Raw genomic sequence first — 15264 nt, 5'->3', positions numbered from 1 at the left:
TCTTTTCGCTTTATTTCATGCTATACTAATTGTAAGAATAAAGGAGAAGATAATTATGGATGCAAAAGAACGTTTTATAAGCTTATATCAAGAACATATTCATCGTGACGGAAGTGATAAGCTATTAGAGTATTTATTACATCATAGTGATTTTTTTACAGCTCCTGCCAGCACTAGATTTCATGGCTCTCATGCGCAAGGATTGGTTGAACATTGCTTGAATGTATATGATTGCTTAAAAGATTACTTAGCTAGATCACGCAGTAAAGAAGTCTATCACATGGAGTATAATGAAGAGACAATTGCAATTGTTGCATTATTGCATGATATCTGCAAAGTGAATTGTTATAAAGAAAGTACACGGAATGTTAAAGTAAATGGAGCATGGACACAAGTTCCATATTATGAATTTGATGATCAGCTGCCGTATGGACACGGTGAAAAAAGTGTATATATCATTACAGGTTTTATGCGATTAAGTAGGGAAGAAGCCTTTGCCATTCGTTATCATATGGGATTTAGTGGAAATGATGATGCACGTGGTGTAGGTTATTCATTTGAACATTTCCCTTTGTCGTTTGCTTTAAGCACTGCGGATATGGAGGCTACTTATTTCTTAGAAAGTGAAACGGTATAAGTTATCAAAATATGTAAGATTGTTTTGCGTAGGGCAAGTAACATTATAGTATATATAAAAAGACGATTAGAAAAGGTTCTGTGAAATTCTCCAGGACAATGCGTGATCGTCTTTTATTTTGCATATTTGGCAATAATTTCTTGGAAGGTTGTTGTATGATGCAGCAATGCTTCTTTTTCATCATCGCTAATTTTTAGCTTGCGCAGCATCGCTGGGTTTTCTTGGGGATGATAACAGAGAAAAGTTTTATGGCCTCGTTGTAATAGGGTGTTATCCTGCTCTTGCAGTAATACGATTGGTTTGCGGGCTTCTTCTTTTATGCGTTTGTGATCATCTTCGCGTTTCCATAAACATAACTGCTCTTCATTATACAGCATACGGATAAAATTTTTCTTAGCCATCGGGTATTGTTCATAAAAATGATTTAACATATCTTTCATCGCCTGACGTTCCGTGTAACCATCATTGGGGCAGGTACTTTTTACAAAGGGAATATCGTTTAACATTTGGGCATTCAAAATATCATTTTCATGCGCATAGATCAGCGGACGGATAAAGGTGATATCATCATTTGATAAATGCATTTTAGGCAAGAAGGTGGCTAGTTTACCGCCATGAATTGCATTCATTAATAAGGTTTCTATAGCATCATCACTGTGATGACCAAAGGCAACTTTATTACAATGTAGATCTTTTGCGGCTTGGTTAACGGTAGCTTTTTTGAACTTGGAGCATAAACTGCAGCGGATACGACCATTTTTATCTAAATTACGTTTTAATATTTCATAAACCTTGGAATCAATCTGATGGAATTCAATACCAAGGCGCTCACAAAATTGTGTCACTTCTTGAAATTCCATGTTAGGAAAGCCGAGTTTAATATGGATACCGACAACTTCAAATCGACGATCGCAAAATTTTGCATACATATGTAATGCAGTTAATAATACCATGCTGTCTTTTCCGCCACTCACTCCAACGCCAATACGATCACCATCTTGTATTAAGCCATAGTCCTGATCCGCTTTACGAATATCCCCAAGTATCTTATGTAATTTCATCCTTATCACGCTCTTTCTCAAATCTGTATCATTATACATGATTTTTTCGCTCTTTCACAGGCTAACCACAAGAAATTCTTGATTTTTATGTTATAATGATACACGGTGATGACATGGATGGTATTTTATTGATAAATAAAGAAGCAGGGATGACTTCTCACGATGTGGTTGCACAGTTGAGAAAGATCCTTCATATAAAGAAAATCGGTCACAGTGGTACATTAGACCCTAATGCGACCGGTGTCTTGCTCGTGTTGGTTGGCAGAGCTTGTAAAGTATTACCGTTTTTAGCAGATACGGATAAAGAATATATCGCAAGCATGGAATTGGGCAAGAAAACCATTAGTGATGATATTTGGGAAGAGGTTTTGGATGAAAAACCGGTTATACCAATTAAAGATTTGCAAAAAGAACTTGATAAATTTCGCGGTGTGATTGAACAGGTCCCTCCAATGATTTCAAGTATTAAAGTTAATGGAAAAAAGCTTTATGAATATGCTCGTAATCATGAGCATGTGATACGCCCGGTAAGAAGCGTGGAAATTTATGATATTCAAGCACTTGATGAGGCAAAACTACAATTTAGGGTAAGTTGTAGCAGTGGCACGTATGTACGTTCATTGTGCCATGATATTGCCGAAAACACAGGAAACTATGGATGTATGTCTTCTTTGATCCGCACGCGTGTTGGGCGATTTAGCATACAGGATTGTGTGACGTTAGATGATGTGAAAAAAGGCGAGTTTATCTTACACCCTATAAAGGACGTGTTGGATCATTACACAAGTGTTCCTTATACACCAATTTCAGATATTTATAATGGAAAACATATACGTTTACAATGTGAGGATAATCGCTTGGCAATTTTAGATAAAGGTGATGTCATAGCTTTATATGAACGTGATCATGGCGATGTCTTTCGTTGTATTCGCGGATTGTGGTAGGTGAAATTATGGAAATATTACGATTTAATATACATACACCCATAGAATGCCGGGAACGTATAACGGCTTGTATCGGGTATTTTGACGGTTTACATCTAGGTCACCAACAGTTGGTAAAACGGGTGCTGGAAATAGCTGAAAAAACCCATACCATTCCAGCGCTGATTACCTTTGATCCAGATCCCTGGGTCGTATTGAAAAAATTGCACAATATTCCCCATATTACACCGATGAATCATCGACAAGATATTGGCGCAAAACTGGGGATCCAGAAATGGATCATACTTGATTTTCAAAAGGATATGGCGCAACTTAGCTATGAACAATTTCATGAGCTTGTCTTAAAACCATTGCATATTGAAACATTAGTATGTGGTTATGATTTTCATTACGCCAATCGTGGAGAAGGCAGTGTAAAAACGTTACAGGCTCAGCATTTTTTTAAAGTAGAGGTCGTTGAAGAAATCGCCAGTGCCAATGAGAAAATTAGTTCAACTCGTATAGAACAATCCATAAAACGTGGTGAAATGGAAGAAACGGCAGATATTATGGGGCGCTTTTATGAAATGCGAGGTATTGTGAAAAGTGGTAATCGAGTTGGACGCAAGTATGGTTTTCCTACAGCGAATCTTAAAACACAGGGTGAATATATCATGCCAAAGCAGGGTGTTTATATTGGAAGTGTGTTTGTATTAGATACCTGGTGGATGGCGATTATTAATGTCGGACATAATCCAAGCTTTAATTATCAGCAAAACACATCGATTGAAGCATATTTACTTGATTTTGATAAAATGATTTATGATAAAACGGTTACATTCAGATTTCATCGTTTTTTACGCGAAGAGCAGAAATTTGCCGGCATGCAGGAGTTAAAAGAGCAGTTGCTCAAAGACTGTGATCGTGCCAGAAACTATTTTAGGCAAAGAAAGGAAGGATAGCATGCGTTTAAAGCTATTTGATACAATTGATGAGGCATTAGCGTTGCTAGAAGAAAATAATGCATTTTATCATGAAGTGGAAAAAGATATTCGTAAAGCGCTAAAAGACTTATTTGCTAATAAAACCGAGATGATCGTTGATGTGAATTCGCGCGTCAAAAGCAAAGAAAGTCTACGAGAAAAGATTATCCGCAATCGGTTTTATGTGGACTATCAAAATGCGCAAGATATTTTGGACAATCTAAGCGATTTGATTGGTTTTATTATTGAATGTCGTTTCATTGAGGATGAATATAAAGTATTAAATATCATTCGCGAACGTATGAATGTTCGTAATGAAGATGATGGGTATTATTGCAATGAGGCGCATCCACTATTTTATTTGGATTGTGCTTCCCGCCAACCACAAATTCAAAAAAATGGATTTGCCATCTATCGCATTGACGGTTACTATCTCAAAAATGGTGTGAAGGTGAATATGGAATTGCAGATAAAAGCACTGGTACATTCCTTTTGGGGAGAAATTGAGCATAAATTGGTTTATAAGAACACCAATTATTATGTGTACGATGATTTTATGAAAGATTTATTGGCCAGTATCAAAGCCAACCTGACAATAACCGATCGCCAGCTTAACATTATTTATGATCAGATGCAGTCAACATCCTTAGGAGATGCCAATATTACCGAATCAAGTTTTGAAAAACAAATCAGTAAGGCAATTAATGATTTATTCGCGACGAAAATGAATGAATCTATTGGTTTTACTATGAATCTAAAGAACACTTCAACGATTTTAGGTCATTATATCTTCATTAAGGATATTCGCTATGATGGCGGAAATAATGACCGTATTGCGACTTTGTTTCGGACGTTTAAGAAATTGAACTCCATACATATGGACTTTGAAAATGAAATTGTGATGGAGGAAGGTTTTTATTCACAAGATGTTTTTGTTCATATCTTAGGGACCTATTTACTCTCCATCATTAATGAAGACTATGATTGGTTTGTCTTCTTTAATATGTTATTTGCCATTGAACCAGGGAATAATATGGAAGACTTCAGTTTGTTCTTAACGGTAATTCGCAATTATTTGGTAGACAATTACTGGCTAAACACAAGCTTTGTACGTCTGCCGATGGATCAGAGTGATTTATTACATGATGAGTGTTCGCGAATGTTGGCGAATTCACTTTGTGAAATAGGAACGATCAAGATTATTCACGATGATAAGATGATCGCCATAAATAAGGCTTTTGTGAAGTTTATTGAAGAATTGGAAAAACGCGTCATCAGTTATTCTGATTTTATGCAGTATAAGGAAGCGTATTATGATGAATGGATGACACGTATGCGCAAGATTTTCAGTTGAGCCTATCTTTTTGAAACCTAATAGACATATTAAGATGCCCTTTTGCATAGTAGTGTAGTAGCAAGGAGGGCATTTTCTATGAATAAACAGGCACTTGCATTTCTGACCATGTTTTCATTAATTTTGATGTTAAGTGTATACTATGTCACGCTGCCAAGTGATACAACAGCAGTGATGAAGGAGAATACGCCACAAGAAGAAACTGGCGATTCTAACAGTAAAGACAAGATAGAAAATAAAGAGACGAAAACAGGGAAACAGGAAGAAAGCAAGGATACATCCAAAGTGAATGAGGCAGCGAAACTGCAGGAAGAAATTGACAAGAAAAAAGATAGTGAAATTAACAAAAACAGTTCGGTTCTATCAAAAGGTGATGCAGATGAAACAGCGAAAAAGCAGGCATTGACAACGATGGAAGAATTAAAAGATGACAAAGAAATGCAACAGAAAGTTGCACAGGCATTAAGTAAAGAAAAATTGAATGTAGCAGTTGAAATTAAGGATAATACATGTATCGTGAATGTATTTGATAAAAAAGATGAAAAAAAATTAGCAAATGAAATCATGAAAACCGTCAGTGAAGTAACAAATCAGAAATATTTCATTGAAGTCACTTTCAAATAGGAATGGTTTTTGTTATAATAGTTCCAGAGGGTGATAACTATGGCACAAGAATACATTGCTTTGAAGGAAAACAATAACGATGGTATTATCGCATTGAGCAAATCAGCTTTTCAGACGATTGCCAAGATTGTTATTGAAGAAGACGAAAATCTTAAGCTCGCAGAAACAAGTACACCATTTAAATATCCGCTTGTTTGTAAAATTGCGAACGATCAGCTGATTTTAACGATGGATGTAAAAGTGAAATACAGCGTGAATGTAAACGATGTATGCAGTAAACTGCAGGGTAAGATCTTTGAAAATATAGAACACATGACGGGCTTTCAGCCTGACCAGATTGATATTCGCGTCAGTGGCTTTATGTTTTAGAGAAATCCGCATGGATTTCTTTTTTTTGAGTTGGAGGTGAAGATATGGCGGTTAGCTTAGAGGATTGTTTGGTGATCGGAATCAGTTCAAGAGCTCTTTTTGATCTAGATGAAGAAAATCGCATTTATGAAGAAGAAGGTTTAAAAGCATATGCGGACTATCAGATTGCTCATGAAGATACGATCTTAAAGCCGGGAAGTGGTTTTGCATTAGTAAAAGCTTTATTAAAATTGAATAGTAGATTTGATAAACGTAAGGTAGAAGTGTTGATCATGTCGCGAAATTCAGCAGATACTTCTTTGCGCATTTTCAACAGTATAGCGCATTATCAGTTGGATATCAGCCGCGCTGTATTGAGTGGAGGTGCTGCTTTATCTCCTTATCTTTCTAGTTTTGGGGTTGATTTATTTCTAAGTGCCAATGAAGAAGATGTCAAAGCAGCCATCCAAGCTGGTTTTGCGGCTGGACGTATTTATACCAACGCTATTCAGGACTTTGATCCGATGCAAGAGATTGAGCAAATACGAATTGCATTTGATGGGGATGCTGTTTTGTTTAGCGATGAGGCAGAGCGCATCTTTCAGGAAAAAGGCTTGGCAGCCTTTGTGGAAAATGAGCAAAAAAAAGCTCTTCAACAATTGCCGGCTGGACCATTTGCGCGTTTTTTAAAAACCATCAGCGATTTACAGAATCATATGGATAGTACACAATCTCCCATTCGCACGGCTTTGGTAACTGCTCGCAACGCTCCAGCTCATGAACGTGTCATACGGACCTTACGGGCTTGGGATGTACGTATTGATGAGGCATTTTTCCTAGGTGGAATAACCAAAAAAGATGTTTTAAAGGCATTTGCGCCCCATATCTTTTTCGATGATCAGAAAGTGCATGCCGATGTGGCATCTCAAGTGGTACCTAGTGCACAGGTTCCATGGAAGGAATAAGAAAACTTGCATGTTTCAATCAAATACATAGTGGTTTTACATCATTTTATGATAAAATAAAAAAGAATATACAGGAGGATCAGAATATGGCAGTAAGCAGACATGAATTAAGAGAGAAGGCAATGACTTGCCTGTATCAGCATTTTCTTCTCAATAAAGATATTAAAGAAACAGTTTTTGAAAACAATGACAGTAATGAAATAGATCCATTTCTATATACAGTAACCATTGATACCATAAAATATGAAGAGGATTATATTCAGATGATCAATGAAGCCTTGCGTGAAGATTGGACATTTGAGCGTTTGGGTTATGTAGAAAAAGCAATATTGATCATGGCAGCCTGTGAATTGGATATGGAGATCGCTCCTAAACCAATCGTAATTAATGAGGCAGTGACATTAGCAAAAAAATATTGTGATGAGGAAACATATAAACTCATCAATGGGGTTTTAGATCGTTTATGAAACTACCCCTTCTTAGTGTTTATGATCTTGTCCATTATCTGAAACAGACACTTGATCATGATCCTAATCTGCAAACGTTACTGATTCAAGGCGAAATTTCCAATTTTACCAATCATCGTAGCGGTCATTGGTATTTTACGCTGAAAGATAAAAAGGCTAAAATCAGTTGTGTGATGTTTTCTTCGTATGCTAGTCGCTGTTCTATTTTATTAAAAGAAGGTATGAAGGTCATCGTCAGAGCGGAAGTTTCAATGTATGAGCCACAAGGCAGCTTACAGTTATATGTAACACATGTACAAGTGGATGGCTTAGGTGATTTGTACTTAAAGTTAGAAGCGGTGAAGAAGCAGATGGCGAAGGAAGGTTTATTTGCTTTGGAGCGTAAGAAAGCTTTGCCCTTATATCCCATGGATATAGCCGTAATCAGCGCAAAAAGCGGAGCAGCCGTGCAAGATGTTTTGACAACAATTGCACGACGTTGGCCGTTAGCAAATGTTCATGTTTATCCAAGTCTTGTGCAAGGAATCAATGCGGCAGATGATCTTATTCGTAATCTAAAAAAGGCTGATGAGATGGAACATGATGTGATTTTGTTGGTTCGTGGAGGCGGAGCAATTGAAGATCTTTGGTGTTTTAATGAAGAGCGTGTTGCACGTTGTATCAGTTCGATGAAAAGTGTTGTCGTGACTGGTGTAGGGCATGAAACAGATACGACATTAGTTGACTATGTGAGTGATGCCAGAGCGCCAACGCCCACGGCTGCTGCGGAATTGATAACACCTCAACGTGAAGAAATCCTTATGCAGCTTATGCATTTAAAAAGCAGGATGAAACAAATCATGAATCATCGTTTGCAAGAAGAAAAGGCTGTCCTTGAATCTTTAAAGCAACATCGTTATATGAGCGATCCCTTATCTTATATCCGTGAAAGTCAGATGAAATTAGCGATGCAAGCACGGGAAATGGGAATGATCGAACAGCGTCTGTTAAAACATCGTCATACAGTACAGGAATATGCAAATCGATTGGCACATCAATCGCAACAGATTGCACAGAAAAAACAAGCGGAAAAAGCAAAGGTTTGGATACAGCTTGCACATGCGCTACAAGAATATCAAAGGAAACAACAGACAACATTATATAAACAAATATCCTTACTAGATGCCTATAGTCCGCTGAATGTTTTAAAGCGTGGTTATGCGATTGCTGAAACTAAAGATACATTGATTAAATCTATTGATGATGTTCAAGAAGAAAGTCTTATGCGCATACGTCTTGTGGATGGCTTTCTGCATGCTTGTGTAAAGAAAAAGGAGAGATTATAATGGAAGAAAAACAATCATTTAAAAATTCCATGGCGCGATTAGAAGAAATTGTATCATTATTAGAACGAAATGAAATAGAATTAGAAGAAGCCATCAGCTTATTTGAAGAAGGGCTGAAGCTCGTAAATTCTTGTGATACGCAGTTAAAAACCTTTGAAAATAAAGTGGCTCAGCTTTTAGCTGCTTATCAGGAGGATGCAGGTGATGAATAACTTTGAAACATATTTGCAGCATATATGTGATGCTTTGCAAGATTCCAAAGTAAAAGATGCCATGCAGTATTCTTTAATGGCAGGAGGTAAAAGAATACGTCCGCAAATTTTACTGGCAGCTTTGCAATGTTATGGCATAGAAGAGCGTGTTGGATATCCTGTTGCTGCAGCTATTGAAATGATACATACCTATTCTTTAATTCATGATGATCTTCCGGCAATGGATGATGATACGCTGCGCCGTGGTAAACCGACTTGTCATGTGCAATTTGATGAAGCAACTGCCATTTTAGCAGGAGATGCTTTACTAACGCAGGCTTTTTTACTGGGAGCTATGGCAAGTGAGGATGCGATGGTGAATTGTGCTATCGTAAAAGCATTAAGCAGGTATGCTGGAGCAGATGGTATGGTACTTGGACAGATAAAAGATTTAGAAGGTGAAGTAAAGGAAGATCTTACCTTGGCGGAACTAAAAGATATTCATTATTATAAGACCGGACGTTTATTAACGCTTCCTTTGGTATGTGCGGCTTATCTAACACACCATGAAGAAGATATTCCTGCTTGGGAGCAAATCGGTAGTGATTTGGGCTTATCTTTTCAAATCCAAGATGATATTTTGGATGTTACGAGTACCGTTGAGGAATTGGGTAAAAATATCAACAGTGATGCGCAGAATAATAAACGCACCTATGTTTCTTTACTTGGTATTGAAGAAGCGCAAAAAGAGGCATCCTTCTATTATGAGCGGGCGCAGCAAAGACTGCATGAACTGTTTGATGATGCGCATGCCTTGGATGCCATCTTTGTGGCTTTAACAAAGCGTAAAAACTGATGAGGTGATCATGTGAATATATTTGATATTAAAAGTCCATCGGATATCAAGTCCTTATCCTATGCACAGTTGGAAGATCTTGCCCAACAAATTCGCATTTTTTTAATTGAGAGTATTGCGAAAACAGGAGGACATTTGTCAAGCAATTTAGGTGTCGTAGAATTGACACTAGCGATGCATTATGTCTTTGATACACCACAGGATAAGTTCATTTTTGATGTTGGGCATCAATCGTATGTACACAAAATATTAACTGGACGTGCGCCGCTGTTTACGCAACTGCGCCAATACAAAGGCATTGCCGGCTTTCAGAAACGCAAAGAGAGTGAGCATGATGCATGGGAAGCAGGGCATTCTTCTACTTCTTTATCTGCCGCTTTAGGGATGTGTGTGGCACGGGATCTGAATCATGCTTCCTATCAGGTTGTTCCTGTAATTGGTGATGGAGCTTTAACGGGTGGTATGGCCATGGAAGCATTAAATCAAATTGGCAGTGAACAGCGTAATATGGTCATTATTTTCAATGATAATAACATGTCAATCTCCAAAAATGTCGGTGCAATGGATGAAACCTTTACTCGGCTTCGTACAAGTAAGCCATATAATACTTTAAAAGAAGATTTAAAAGGTGCTTTATCAACCTCTAAAATGGGGAAAAGTGTTTTAGAATCCATGAAAAATATCAAAAATGCGGTAAAAGAAAATGTTGTGGATACTTCGATTTTCGGTGATTTTAATTTGGATTATATCGGTCCGGTAGATGGTCATGATATTCGTCGTTTGATCAAAGTGTTAGAAATAGCAAAGCGTCATGATGGCCCGATTGTCGTACACGTATTAACAAAAAAAGGAAAAGGGTATCCTTTTGCGGAAGAAGATAAAGAAGGAAAATGGCATGGTGTATCGCAGTTTGATCCTAAGACCGGTTGTTCCTTATCACGTATGCCAAATGGGCAAAAAAGCTGGAGTGAAGTCATATCCAGTACACTTTGTGATTTGGCAAAAGATAATAAAGATATCATAGCAATCACCCCTGCTATGAAAGGTGGCAGTAAGTTATCTGCTTTCTTTGAGCAATTTCCTACGCGTAGTTTTGATTGTGGTATAGCCGAGGAACATGCGATGACTTTTGCGGCAGGATTAGCTGCAAGTGGGAAACGTCCTTTTATCTCAGTATATTCTTCCTTTTTGCAGCGTGCCTATGATCAAATCAGTCATGATGTAGCTCGAATGGATCTGCCTGTTGTCATTGGCATTGATCGTTGTGGCTTAGTTGGCGAGGATGGTGAAACCCATCATGGTGTTTTTGATATTGCCATGTTGCGTCATATCCCGCATATGATCTTAGCACAACCAAAAGATGGCGATGAGGCACAACAACTTTTATACACAGCTTTTACACAAGAACACCCTTTTGCATTACGCTATCCGCGTGGAAACACCCCCTTTCATAAGGTAGATACATATCATCCTGTGCGTATTGGCAGTTGGAGCATGCATAAGATTATGGAGACGAGTAAACTTTGTGTAATCACCTATGGAGATAATGTGGATAAAGTTATTTCTAAGGCGCGCATCAATGGACTAGCGATTACCGTTGTAAATGCACGATTCTTTAAACCTCTGGATGAAGAAATGCTGAATAGCATTTGTCAAATGGAAGAACCTGTCATCATCTATGAAACAGATATGTTAGCTGGTGGTTTAGGCAGTGCGATTTTAGAATATGCGAATGATCATGGCTACCAAAAACATTTTGTACGTATCGGTATTGATGATCATTTTGTAGAACACGGCAGTATACCGCAATTAAAGAAATTGGAACGTTTAGATATCAACACGCTTTGCGATATTATCGCAAGCTATTTGTAGAGGATGCCTATGCGATTAGATCAAAAAATCGTTGTCATGCGTAGAGATCTATCACGCTCTCGTGCACAAGATATGATCAAAGAAGGCCTTGTGCAGGTTAATGGACAAACCATCACCAAAAGTAGTTATGCTATAACAGAAGAGGATGAAATTGTCATTTTCGAAGCAGATATGGTATTTGCCAGTAGAGCTGGTTTTAAACTATATGATGTCATAGATGATTTTCAGTTACAACTAAAAGATCGTGTGTGTTTGGATGTGGGTGCCAGCACGGGAGGATTTAGTGATGTCTGTCTTCAACAAGGTGCTCAAAAGGTATATGCTGTTGATGTAGGAAAAGATCAATTGATTGAGCGATTGCGTAAGGATAAACGCGTCGTAAATATGGAAAATTGCAATTGTCGCTATTTGCGCAAGGATATGTTTGATGATGCAATTACCTTTGCTTGTATGGATGTCTCTTTTATTTCCGCAAAACTCATTTTACCAGCAGTATTCTCGGTGATGAGTAAGAAAGAACTTGTTGTTTTGATTAAACCGCAATTTGAGGCAGGGAAAGCTTATGTTGGAAAACATGGCATTGTTAAAGATGCCAAGGTGCACATGCGCGTGTTGCAAGAGATGGTTGACTTTGTAAAAGAACAAGGACTTTATGTTCATCATTTACAAGAAAGCAGCATCTTAGGAAGAGATGGCAACCGTGAATTTGTCATGCACATTTGTGATACCTACAAGCAGCAGCTATTTGATTATCATACAATCGTCATGAACCATAAGAAAACGAGGTGATTCTATGCTGACACAAATTTATGTCAAAGATTTTATTTTGCTGGATCATGTGAATTTAACATTGGAAGACCATATGTCTGCTTTTACTGGTGAAACAGGAGCAGGTAAATCGCTGTTGATGGATGCCATAGGAATCTTAAAAGGAGATCGCATCAGTGCCAGTATGGTAAAAGATGGTAAAGATAAAGCAATTATCGAAGGAGCCTTTTTAGTGCCTTCTCACCATGCTGTAAGAAGCTTATTAGATGAAGCGGGATATACTTTGGAAGATGATTTGCTCATCGTAACGCGTGAATTTAGTAAAGAAGGCAAAAGTGTCGCACGTATTAACCAAAGAACAACAACGATTGCCTTTTTAAAAGAAGTTATGGCAGCTCTAGTTGATTTACATTCCCAACATGATACACAATATTTATTGAATCCCAAATATCATTTATCTTTACTGGATCGTTTTCTGCAACAAGATGCATTACGCGAGGATGTTCGTGATACCTATCGTGTTTTTAAGAAATGTGATGATGAGCTTTCACAACTGCTGCATGCAGATTACAGTGAAGATGATTTAGAATTTCTCACATTTCAGTTAAACGAAATTGATGAAGCAATGCTGAAAGAAAATGAATTAGATGAATTAGAAGAAGAATTGCGTCATATGATGGGTTATGAAAAGGTCAGTGCCGGTTTACATGCCGCAATTCAATTATTGGATGAAGAAGAGGGTGGATTGCCTATTATCTATGAAGCGGCTCATCAATTAAGTGGATTGCATTATGATGAGACACTGGATACATATGCACAGAAGTTAAATGATGCTTATTATGTGATGCAAGATCTTACTGAAGAAATCAAAGAATATGCACAAAGCCTAGAATTTGATGAAGAACATTTCCATGAGTTGCAGGATCGTATTTCTTACATACATAAAATTTTTCGTAAATATGGAGGAAGCTATGATGCTGTTTGTGAAAAACGCGATGAGCTAGATCGTACCATTGATGGTATCTTACATCGTCAAGATGCTATCACAAAATTGGAAAAATCCCGACAGAAAGCTTATGCGGCGTATGAAGCGCAAGCAAAACAACTGCATACGTTGCGCGTAGCGAAAGCAAAAGAATTGGAAGAACTTGTTGTTACACAGTTGCGTGATCTAGAATTGCCCAATGCACGTTTTCATGTTTCAATTGAAACATTTACAGGCAATGCCACTGGGATGGATAAGGTGGAATTTTTAATATCGATGAATGCTGGAGAACGCTTAAAAAGTCTTTCAGCAACGGCTTCCGGTGGTGAATTATCGCGTTTTATGCTTGGCATGAAGACGGTATTCACACGTTTGCAAGGTATTGAGACTGTTATTTTTGATGAGATTGATACTGGTGTCAGTGGCAATGTTGCCTTTGCTATTGGTAAAAAGATGCAGGAGCTGGCAAAAGATGTTCAGGTTTTCTGCGTAACACATCTGGCCCCAGTAGCAGCTTGTGCGGACCATCATTATGTAGTAGAAAAGTTACAGGAAAATGATCATGTCAAAACACAGATCCATGTATTAGATGAACAAGAGCGTATCATTCAACTTGCTAGTATATCTAGTGCATCACAAAGTGTTTCTGCGCATGCCATGGCAAAAGAATTATTAGAAAAAGCGCGAAGAGATTAATGATTTTCTTTGACTTGTTTCACTTGACACAGGACAAACTAGCCCTGGGAGGTGATACTTTGTCAAAGAAATTTTTAATTTTACTAAGCTGTTTCATTTGCCTATTCATTCATCCTTCAATGATCTGTGCCAATGAAGGTATTTATTTAGGCGGAGATAGCGTTGGTATTGAAGTTTCTTATGATGGTGTACTCATCAGTGGGACGTATCACTTTACGATACAAAATAAAACGTATACACCGGAAACCTATATTCAGAAAAAAGATATCATAAAAAAAATCAATGGCGTCACGGTAACAAGCATTGCCGATATGCAAAGGGAACTGTTGACCTATCAAAGAACACAATCAAAAGATAGTATTCCTATCACTGTTCTTAGAAAGAATCAGCTCATAGAAACATCATTGTTTAATGTGTATGATGAAACAGACAAGGTATATAAGTGTGGTTTATATGTAAAAGATAAAATTGTCGGTGTTGGTACCTTGACCTATTATGATCCTAGCAATCATACTTATGGAGCACTTGGGCATGAAATTATGGATACGGATTTGCAGGAGATAGCGGATATTCAAGCAGGAAGTATTTATCCGGCGAATGTATCATCTATTCAAAAAGCACAGCAAAATCATGCCGGAGAAAAACGCGCCACCATTGATTTTACTAGAGTCTTGGGAACGATTCGGGAAAATACGCGTATTGGTATTTATGGAACCTATGTACAATTGGGAAGGAATGCGCCTCTTATGGAATGGGCAGATGCGCAAAGTGTACACAAAGGGAAAGCCCAGTTGTATACGGTCTTACATGGTGACGAAGTACAAGCTTTTTCCATCAATATCACCAAGATTCATCATCAGCACATCGGTGATGTAAAAGGTATAGAATTTATTGTTGACGATCCTGTATTATTAGCACAGACAAATGGTATTATTCAAGGCATGAGTGGATCACCTATCGTCCAAGATAACAAAATCATAGGAGCAGTTACACACGTTATTACGAATGATCCTATTCATGGATATGGTGTCTTTATCGAATGGATGTTATCTAATTCTAAGAAACTTGCGTAATTACGACATAATTCGACTTACACTTTGGTGTTATCACAGAAATGACGGCATAAAACGTCGTCATTTTTTCATAATTTGAAAAAATTTGTAAATTTCTTTACGGTGTTCGACAAATTCATTGTTATTTCTCATTTAG

General features: G+C 37.7%; 16 protein-coding genes. 15 read left to right on the top strand and 1 reads right to left on the bottom strand.

Going from position 1 to position 15264, the window contains the following annotated elements; genetic code table 11:
- Positions 1-55: 55 nt before the first annotated feature.
- On the top strand, positions 56-637 hold the full coding sequence (locus ACESSZ_RS02840; RefSeq protein WP_008688530.1) for an HD domain-containing protein: 582 nt from the start codon (positions 56-58) through the stop codon (positions 635-637).
- 113 nt (positions 638-750) lie between these two features.
- Here the strand turns inward: ACESSZ_RS02840 and ACESSZ_RS02835 are convergent, their stop codons facing one another.
- On the bottom strand, positions 751-1698 hold the full coding sequence (locus tag ACESSZ_RS02835; protein WP_008688529.1) for a tRNA lysidine(34) synthetase: 948 nt from the start codon (positions 1696-1698) through the stop codon (positions 751-753).
- A 113-nt stretch (positions 1699-1811) separates the two neighbouring features.
- Here ACESSZ_RS02835 and truB point away from each other — a divergent pair, with 113 nt between their 5' ends.
- The 14 genes from truB to ACESSZ_RS02765 all read left to right on the top strand — a co-directional run bounded on the left by truB (position 1812) and on the right by ACESSZ_RS02765 (position 15128).
- Positions 1812-2642: a tRNA pseudouridine(55) synthase TruB gene (gene truB / locus ACESSZ_RS02830; protein ID WP_008688528.1), complete on the top strand. Its 831-nt coding sequence runs from the start codon at positions 1812-1814 to the stop codon at positions 2640-2642.
- 8 nt (positions 2643-2650) lie between these two features.
- The gene (gene ribF / locus ACESSZ_RS02825) at positions 2651-3583 is read left to right on the top strand and encodes a riboflavin biosynthesis protein RibF (protein WP_008688527.1); all 933 of its coding nucleotides are present in this window, start codon (positions 2651-2653) and stop codon (positions 3581-3583) included.
- 1 nt (position 3584) lies between these two features.
- Positions 3585-4958 carry a GTP pyrophosphokinase gene (locus ACESSZ_RS02820; RefSeq protein ID WP_008688526.1) on the top strand — a complete coding sequence of 458 codons (1374 nt, stop codon included), beginning with the start codon at positions 3585-3587 and terminating at the stop codon, positions 4956-4958.
- Positions 4959-5036: 78 nt separating this feature from the next.
- On the top strand, positions 5037-5582 hold the full coding sequence (locus tag ACESSZ_RS02815) for a SpoIIIAH-like family protein (protein WP_008688524.1): 546 nt from the start codon (positions 5037-5039) through the stop codon (positions 5580-5582).
- Positions 5583-5621: 39 nt separating this feature from the next.
- Positions 5622-5951, top strand: coding sequence for an Asp23/Gls24 family envelope stress response protein (locus tag ACESSZ_RS02810; protein ID WP_008688522.1), 330 nt, complete (start codon positions 5622-5624; stop codon positions 5949-5951).
- 44 nt (positions 5952-5995) lie between these two features.
- Positions 5996-6895 carry a 5'-nucleotidase gene (locus tag ACESSZ_RS02805; protein WP_008688520.1) on the top strand — a complete coding sequence of 300 codons (900 nt, stop codon included), beginning with the start codon at positions 5996-5998 and terminating at the stop codon, positions 6893-6895.
- An 86-nt stretch (positions 6896-6981) separates the two neighbouring features.
- Positions 6982-7362, top strand: a complete 381-nt coding sequence (gene nusB / locus ACESSZ_RS02800; protein WP_499842684.1) for a transcription antitermination factor NusB — start codon at positions 6982-6984, stop codon at positions 7360-7362.
- A complete protein-coding gene (gene xseA / locus ACESSZ_RS02795) occupies positions 7359-8687 on the top strand; it encodes an exodeoxyribonuclease VII large subunit (protein WP_008688516.1) in 1329 nt (442 codons plus the stop codon). Before nusB ends, xseA begins: the two co-directional genes overlap by 4 nt.
- A complete protein-coding gene (gene xseB, locus ACESSZ_RS02790; RefSeq protein ID WP_008688514.1) occupies positions 8687-8899 on the top strand; it encodes an exodeoxyribonuclease VII small subunit in 213 nt (70 codons plus the stop codon). The genes xseA and xseB overlap by 1 nt, the downstream gene beginning before the upstream one ends.
- The gene (locus ACESSZ_RS02785) at positions 8892-9734 is read left to right on the top strand and encodes a polyprenyl synthetase family protein (protein WP_008978360.1); all 843 of its coding nucleotides are present in this window, start codon (positions 8892-8894) and stop codon (positions 9732-9734) included. The genes xseB and ACESSZ_RS02785 overlap by 8 nt, the downstream gene beginning before the upstream one ends.
- 12 nt (positions 9735-9746) lie before the next feature.
- Complete coding sequence (dxs, locus tag ACESSZ_RS02780) at positions 9747-11606, top strand: 1-deoxy-D-xylulose-5-phosphate synthase (RefSeq protein WP_008688510.1); 1860 nt, start codon at positions 9747-9749, stop codon at positions 11604-11606.
- Between the two features lie 9 nt (positions 11607-11615).
- Complete coding sequence (locus tag ACESSZ_RS02775; RefSeq protein WP_008688508.1) at positions 11616-12395, top strand: TlyA family RNA methyltransferase; 780 nt, start codon at positions 11616-11618, stop codon at positions 12393-12395.
- 4 nt (positions 12396-12399) lie between these two features.
- Positions 12400-14055, top strand: a complete 1656-nt coding sequence (gene recN / locus ACESSZ_RS02770; protein WP_119983362.1) for a DNA repair protein RecN — start codon at positions 12400-12402, stop codon at positions 14053-14055.
- Positions 14056-14114: 59 nt separating this feature from the next.
- A complete protein-coding gene (locus ACESSZ_RS02765) occupies positions 14115-15128 on the top strand; it encodes a SpoIVB peptidase S55 domain-containing protein (RefSeq protein WP_026006720.1) in 1014 nt (337 codons plus the stop codon).
- Positions 15129-15264: the final 136 nt, after the last annotated feature.

It is taken from the genome of Eubacterium sp. 3_1_31 (genome assembly GCF_964249515.1).
Lineage (GTDB): Bacteria > Bacillota_I > Bacilli_A > Erysipelotrichales > Erysipelotrichaceae > Longicatena > Longicatena caecimuris.
Note: the sequence above shows the minus strand (reverse complement) of the source record. Positions and strands in the feature narration are given on the sequence as shown.

Excerpts from the sequence above, each read along its gene's own strand:
- ACESSZ_RS02840 (WP_008688530.1), top strand. The coding sequence starts at position 56 with ATGGATGCAAAAGAACGTTTTATAAGCTTATATCAAGAACATATTCAT.
- ACESSZ_RS02835 (WP_008688529.1), bottom strand. The coding sequence starts at position 1,698 with ATGAAATTACATAAGATACTTGGGGATATTCGTAAAGCGGATCAGGAC.
- truB (WP_008688528.1), top strand. The coding sequence starts at position 1,812 with ATGGATGGTATTTTATTGATAAATAAAGAAGCAGGGATGACTTCTCAC.
- ribF (WP_008688527.1), top strand. The coding sequence starts at position 2,651 with ATGGAAATATTACGATTTAATATACATACACCCATAGAATGCCGGGAA.
- ACESSZ_RS02820 (WP_008688526.1), top strand. The coding sequence starts at position 3,585 with ATGCGTTTAAAGCTATTTGATACAATTGATGAGGCATTAGCGTTGCTA.
- ACESSZ_RS02815 (WP_008688524.1), top strand. The coding sequence starts at position 5,037 with ATGAATAAACAGGCACTTGCATTTCTGACCATGTTTTCATTAATTTTG.
- ACESSZ_RS02810 (WP_008688522.1), top strand. The coding sequence starts at position 5,622 with ATGGCACAAGAATACATTGCTTTGAAGGAAAACAATAACGATGGTATT.
- ACESSZ_RS02805 (WP_008688520.1), top strand. The coding sequence starts at position 5,996 with ATGGCGGTTAGCTTAGAGGATTGTTTGGTGATCGGAATCAGTTCAAGA.
- nusB (WP_499842684.1), top strand. The coding sequence starts at position 6,982 with ATGGCAGTAAGCAGACATGAATTAAGAGAGAAGGCAATGACTTGCCTG.
- xseA (WP_008688516.1), top strand. The coding sequence starts at position 7,359 with ATGAAACTACCCCTTCTTAGTGTTTATGATCTTGTCCATTATCTGAAA.
- xseB (WP_008688514.1), top strand. The coding sequence starts at position 8,687 with ATGGAAGAAAAACAATCATTTAAAAATTCCATGGCGCGATTAGAAGAA.
- ACESSZ_RS02785 (WP_008978360.1), top strand. The coding sequence starts at position 8,892 with ATGAATAACTTTGAAACATATTTGCAGCATATATGTGATGCTTTGCAA.
- ACESSZ_RS02775 (WP_008688508.1), top strand. The coding sequence starts at position 11,616 with ATGCGATTAGATCAAAAAATCGTTGTCATGCGTAGAGATCTATCACGC.
- recN (WP_119983362.1), top strand. The coding sequence starts at position 12,400 with ATGCTGACACAAATTTATGTCAAAGATTTTATTTTGCTGGATCATGTG.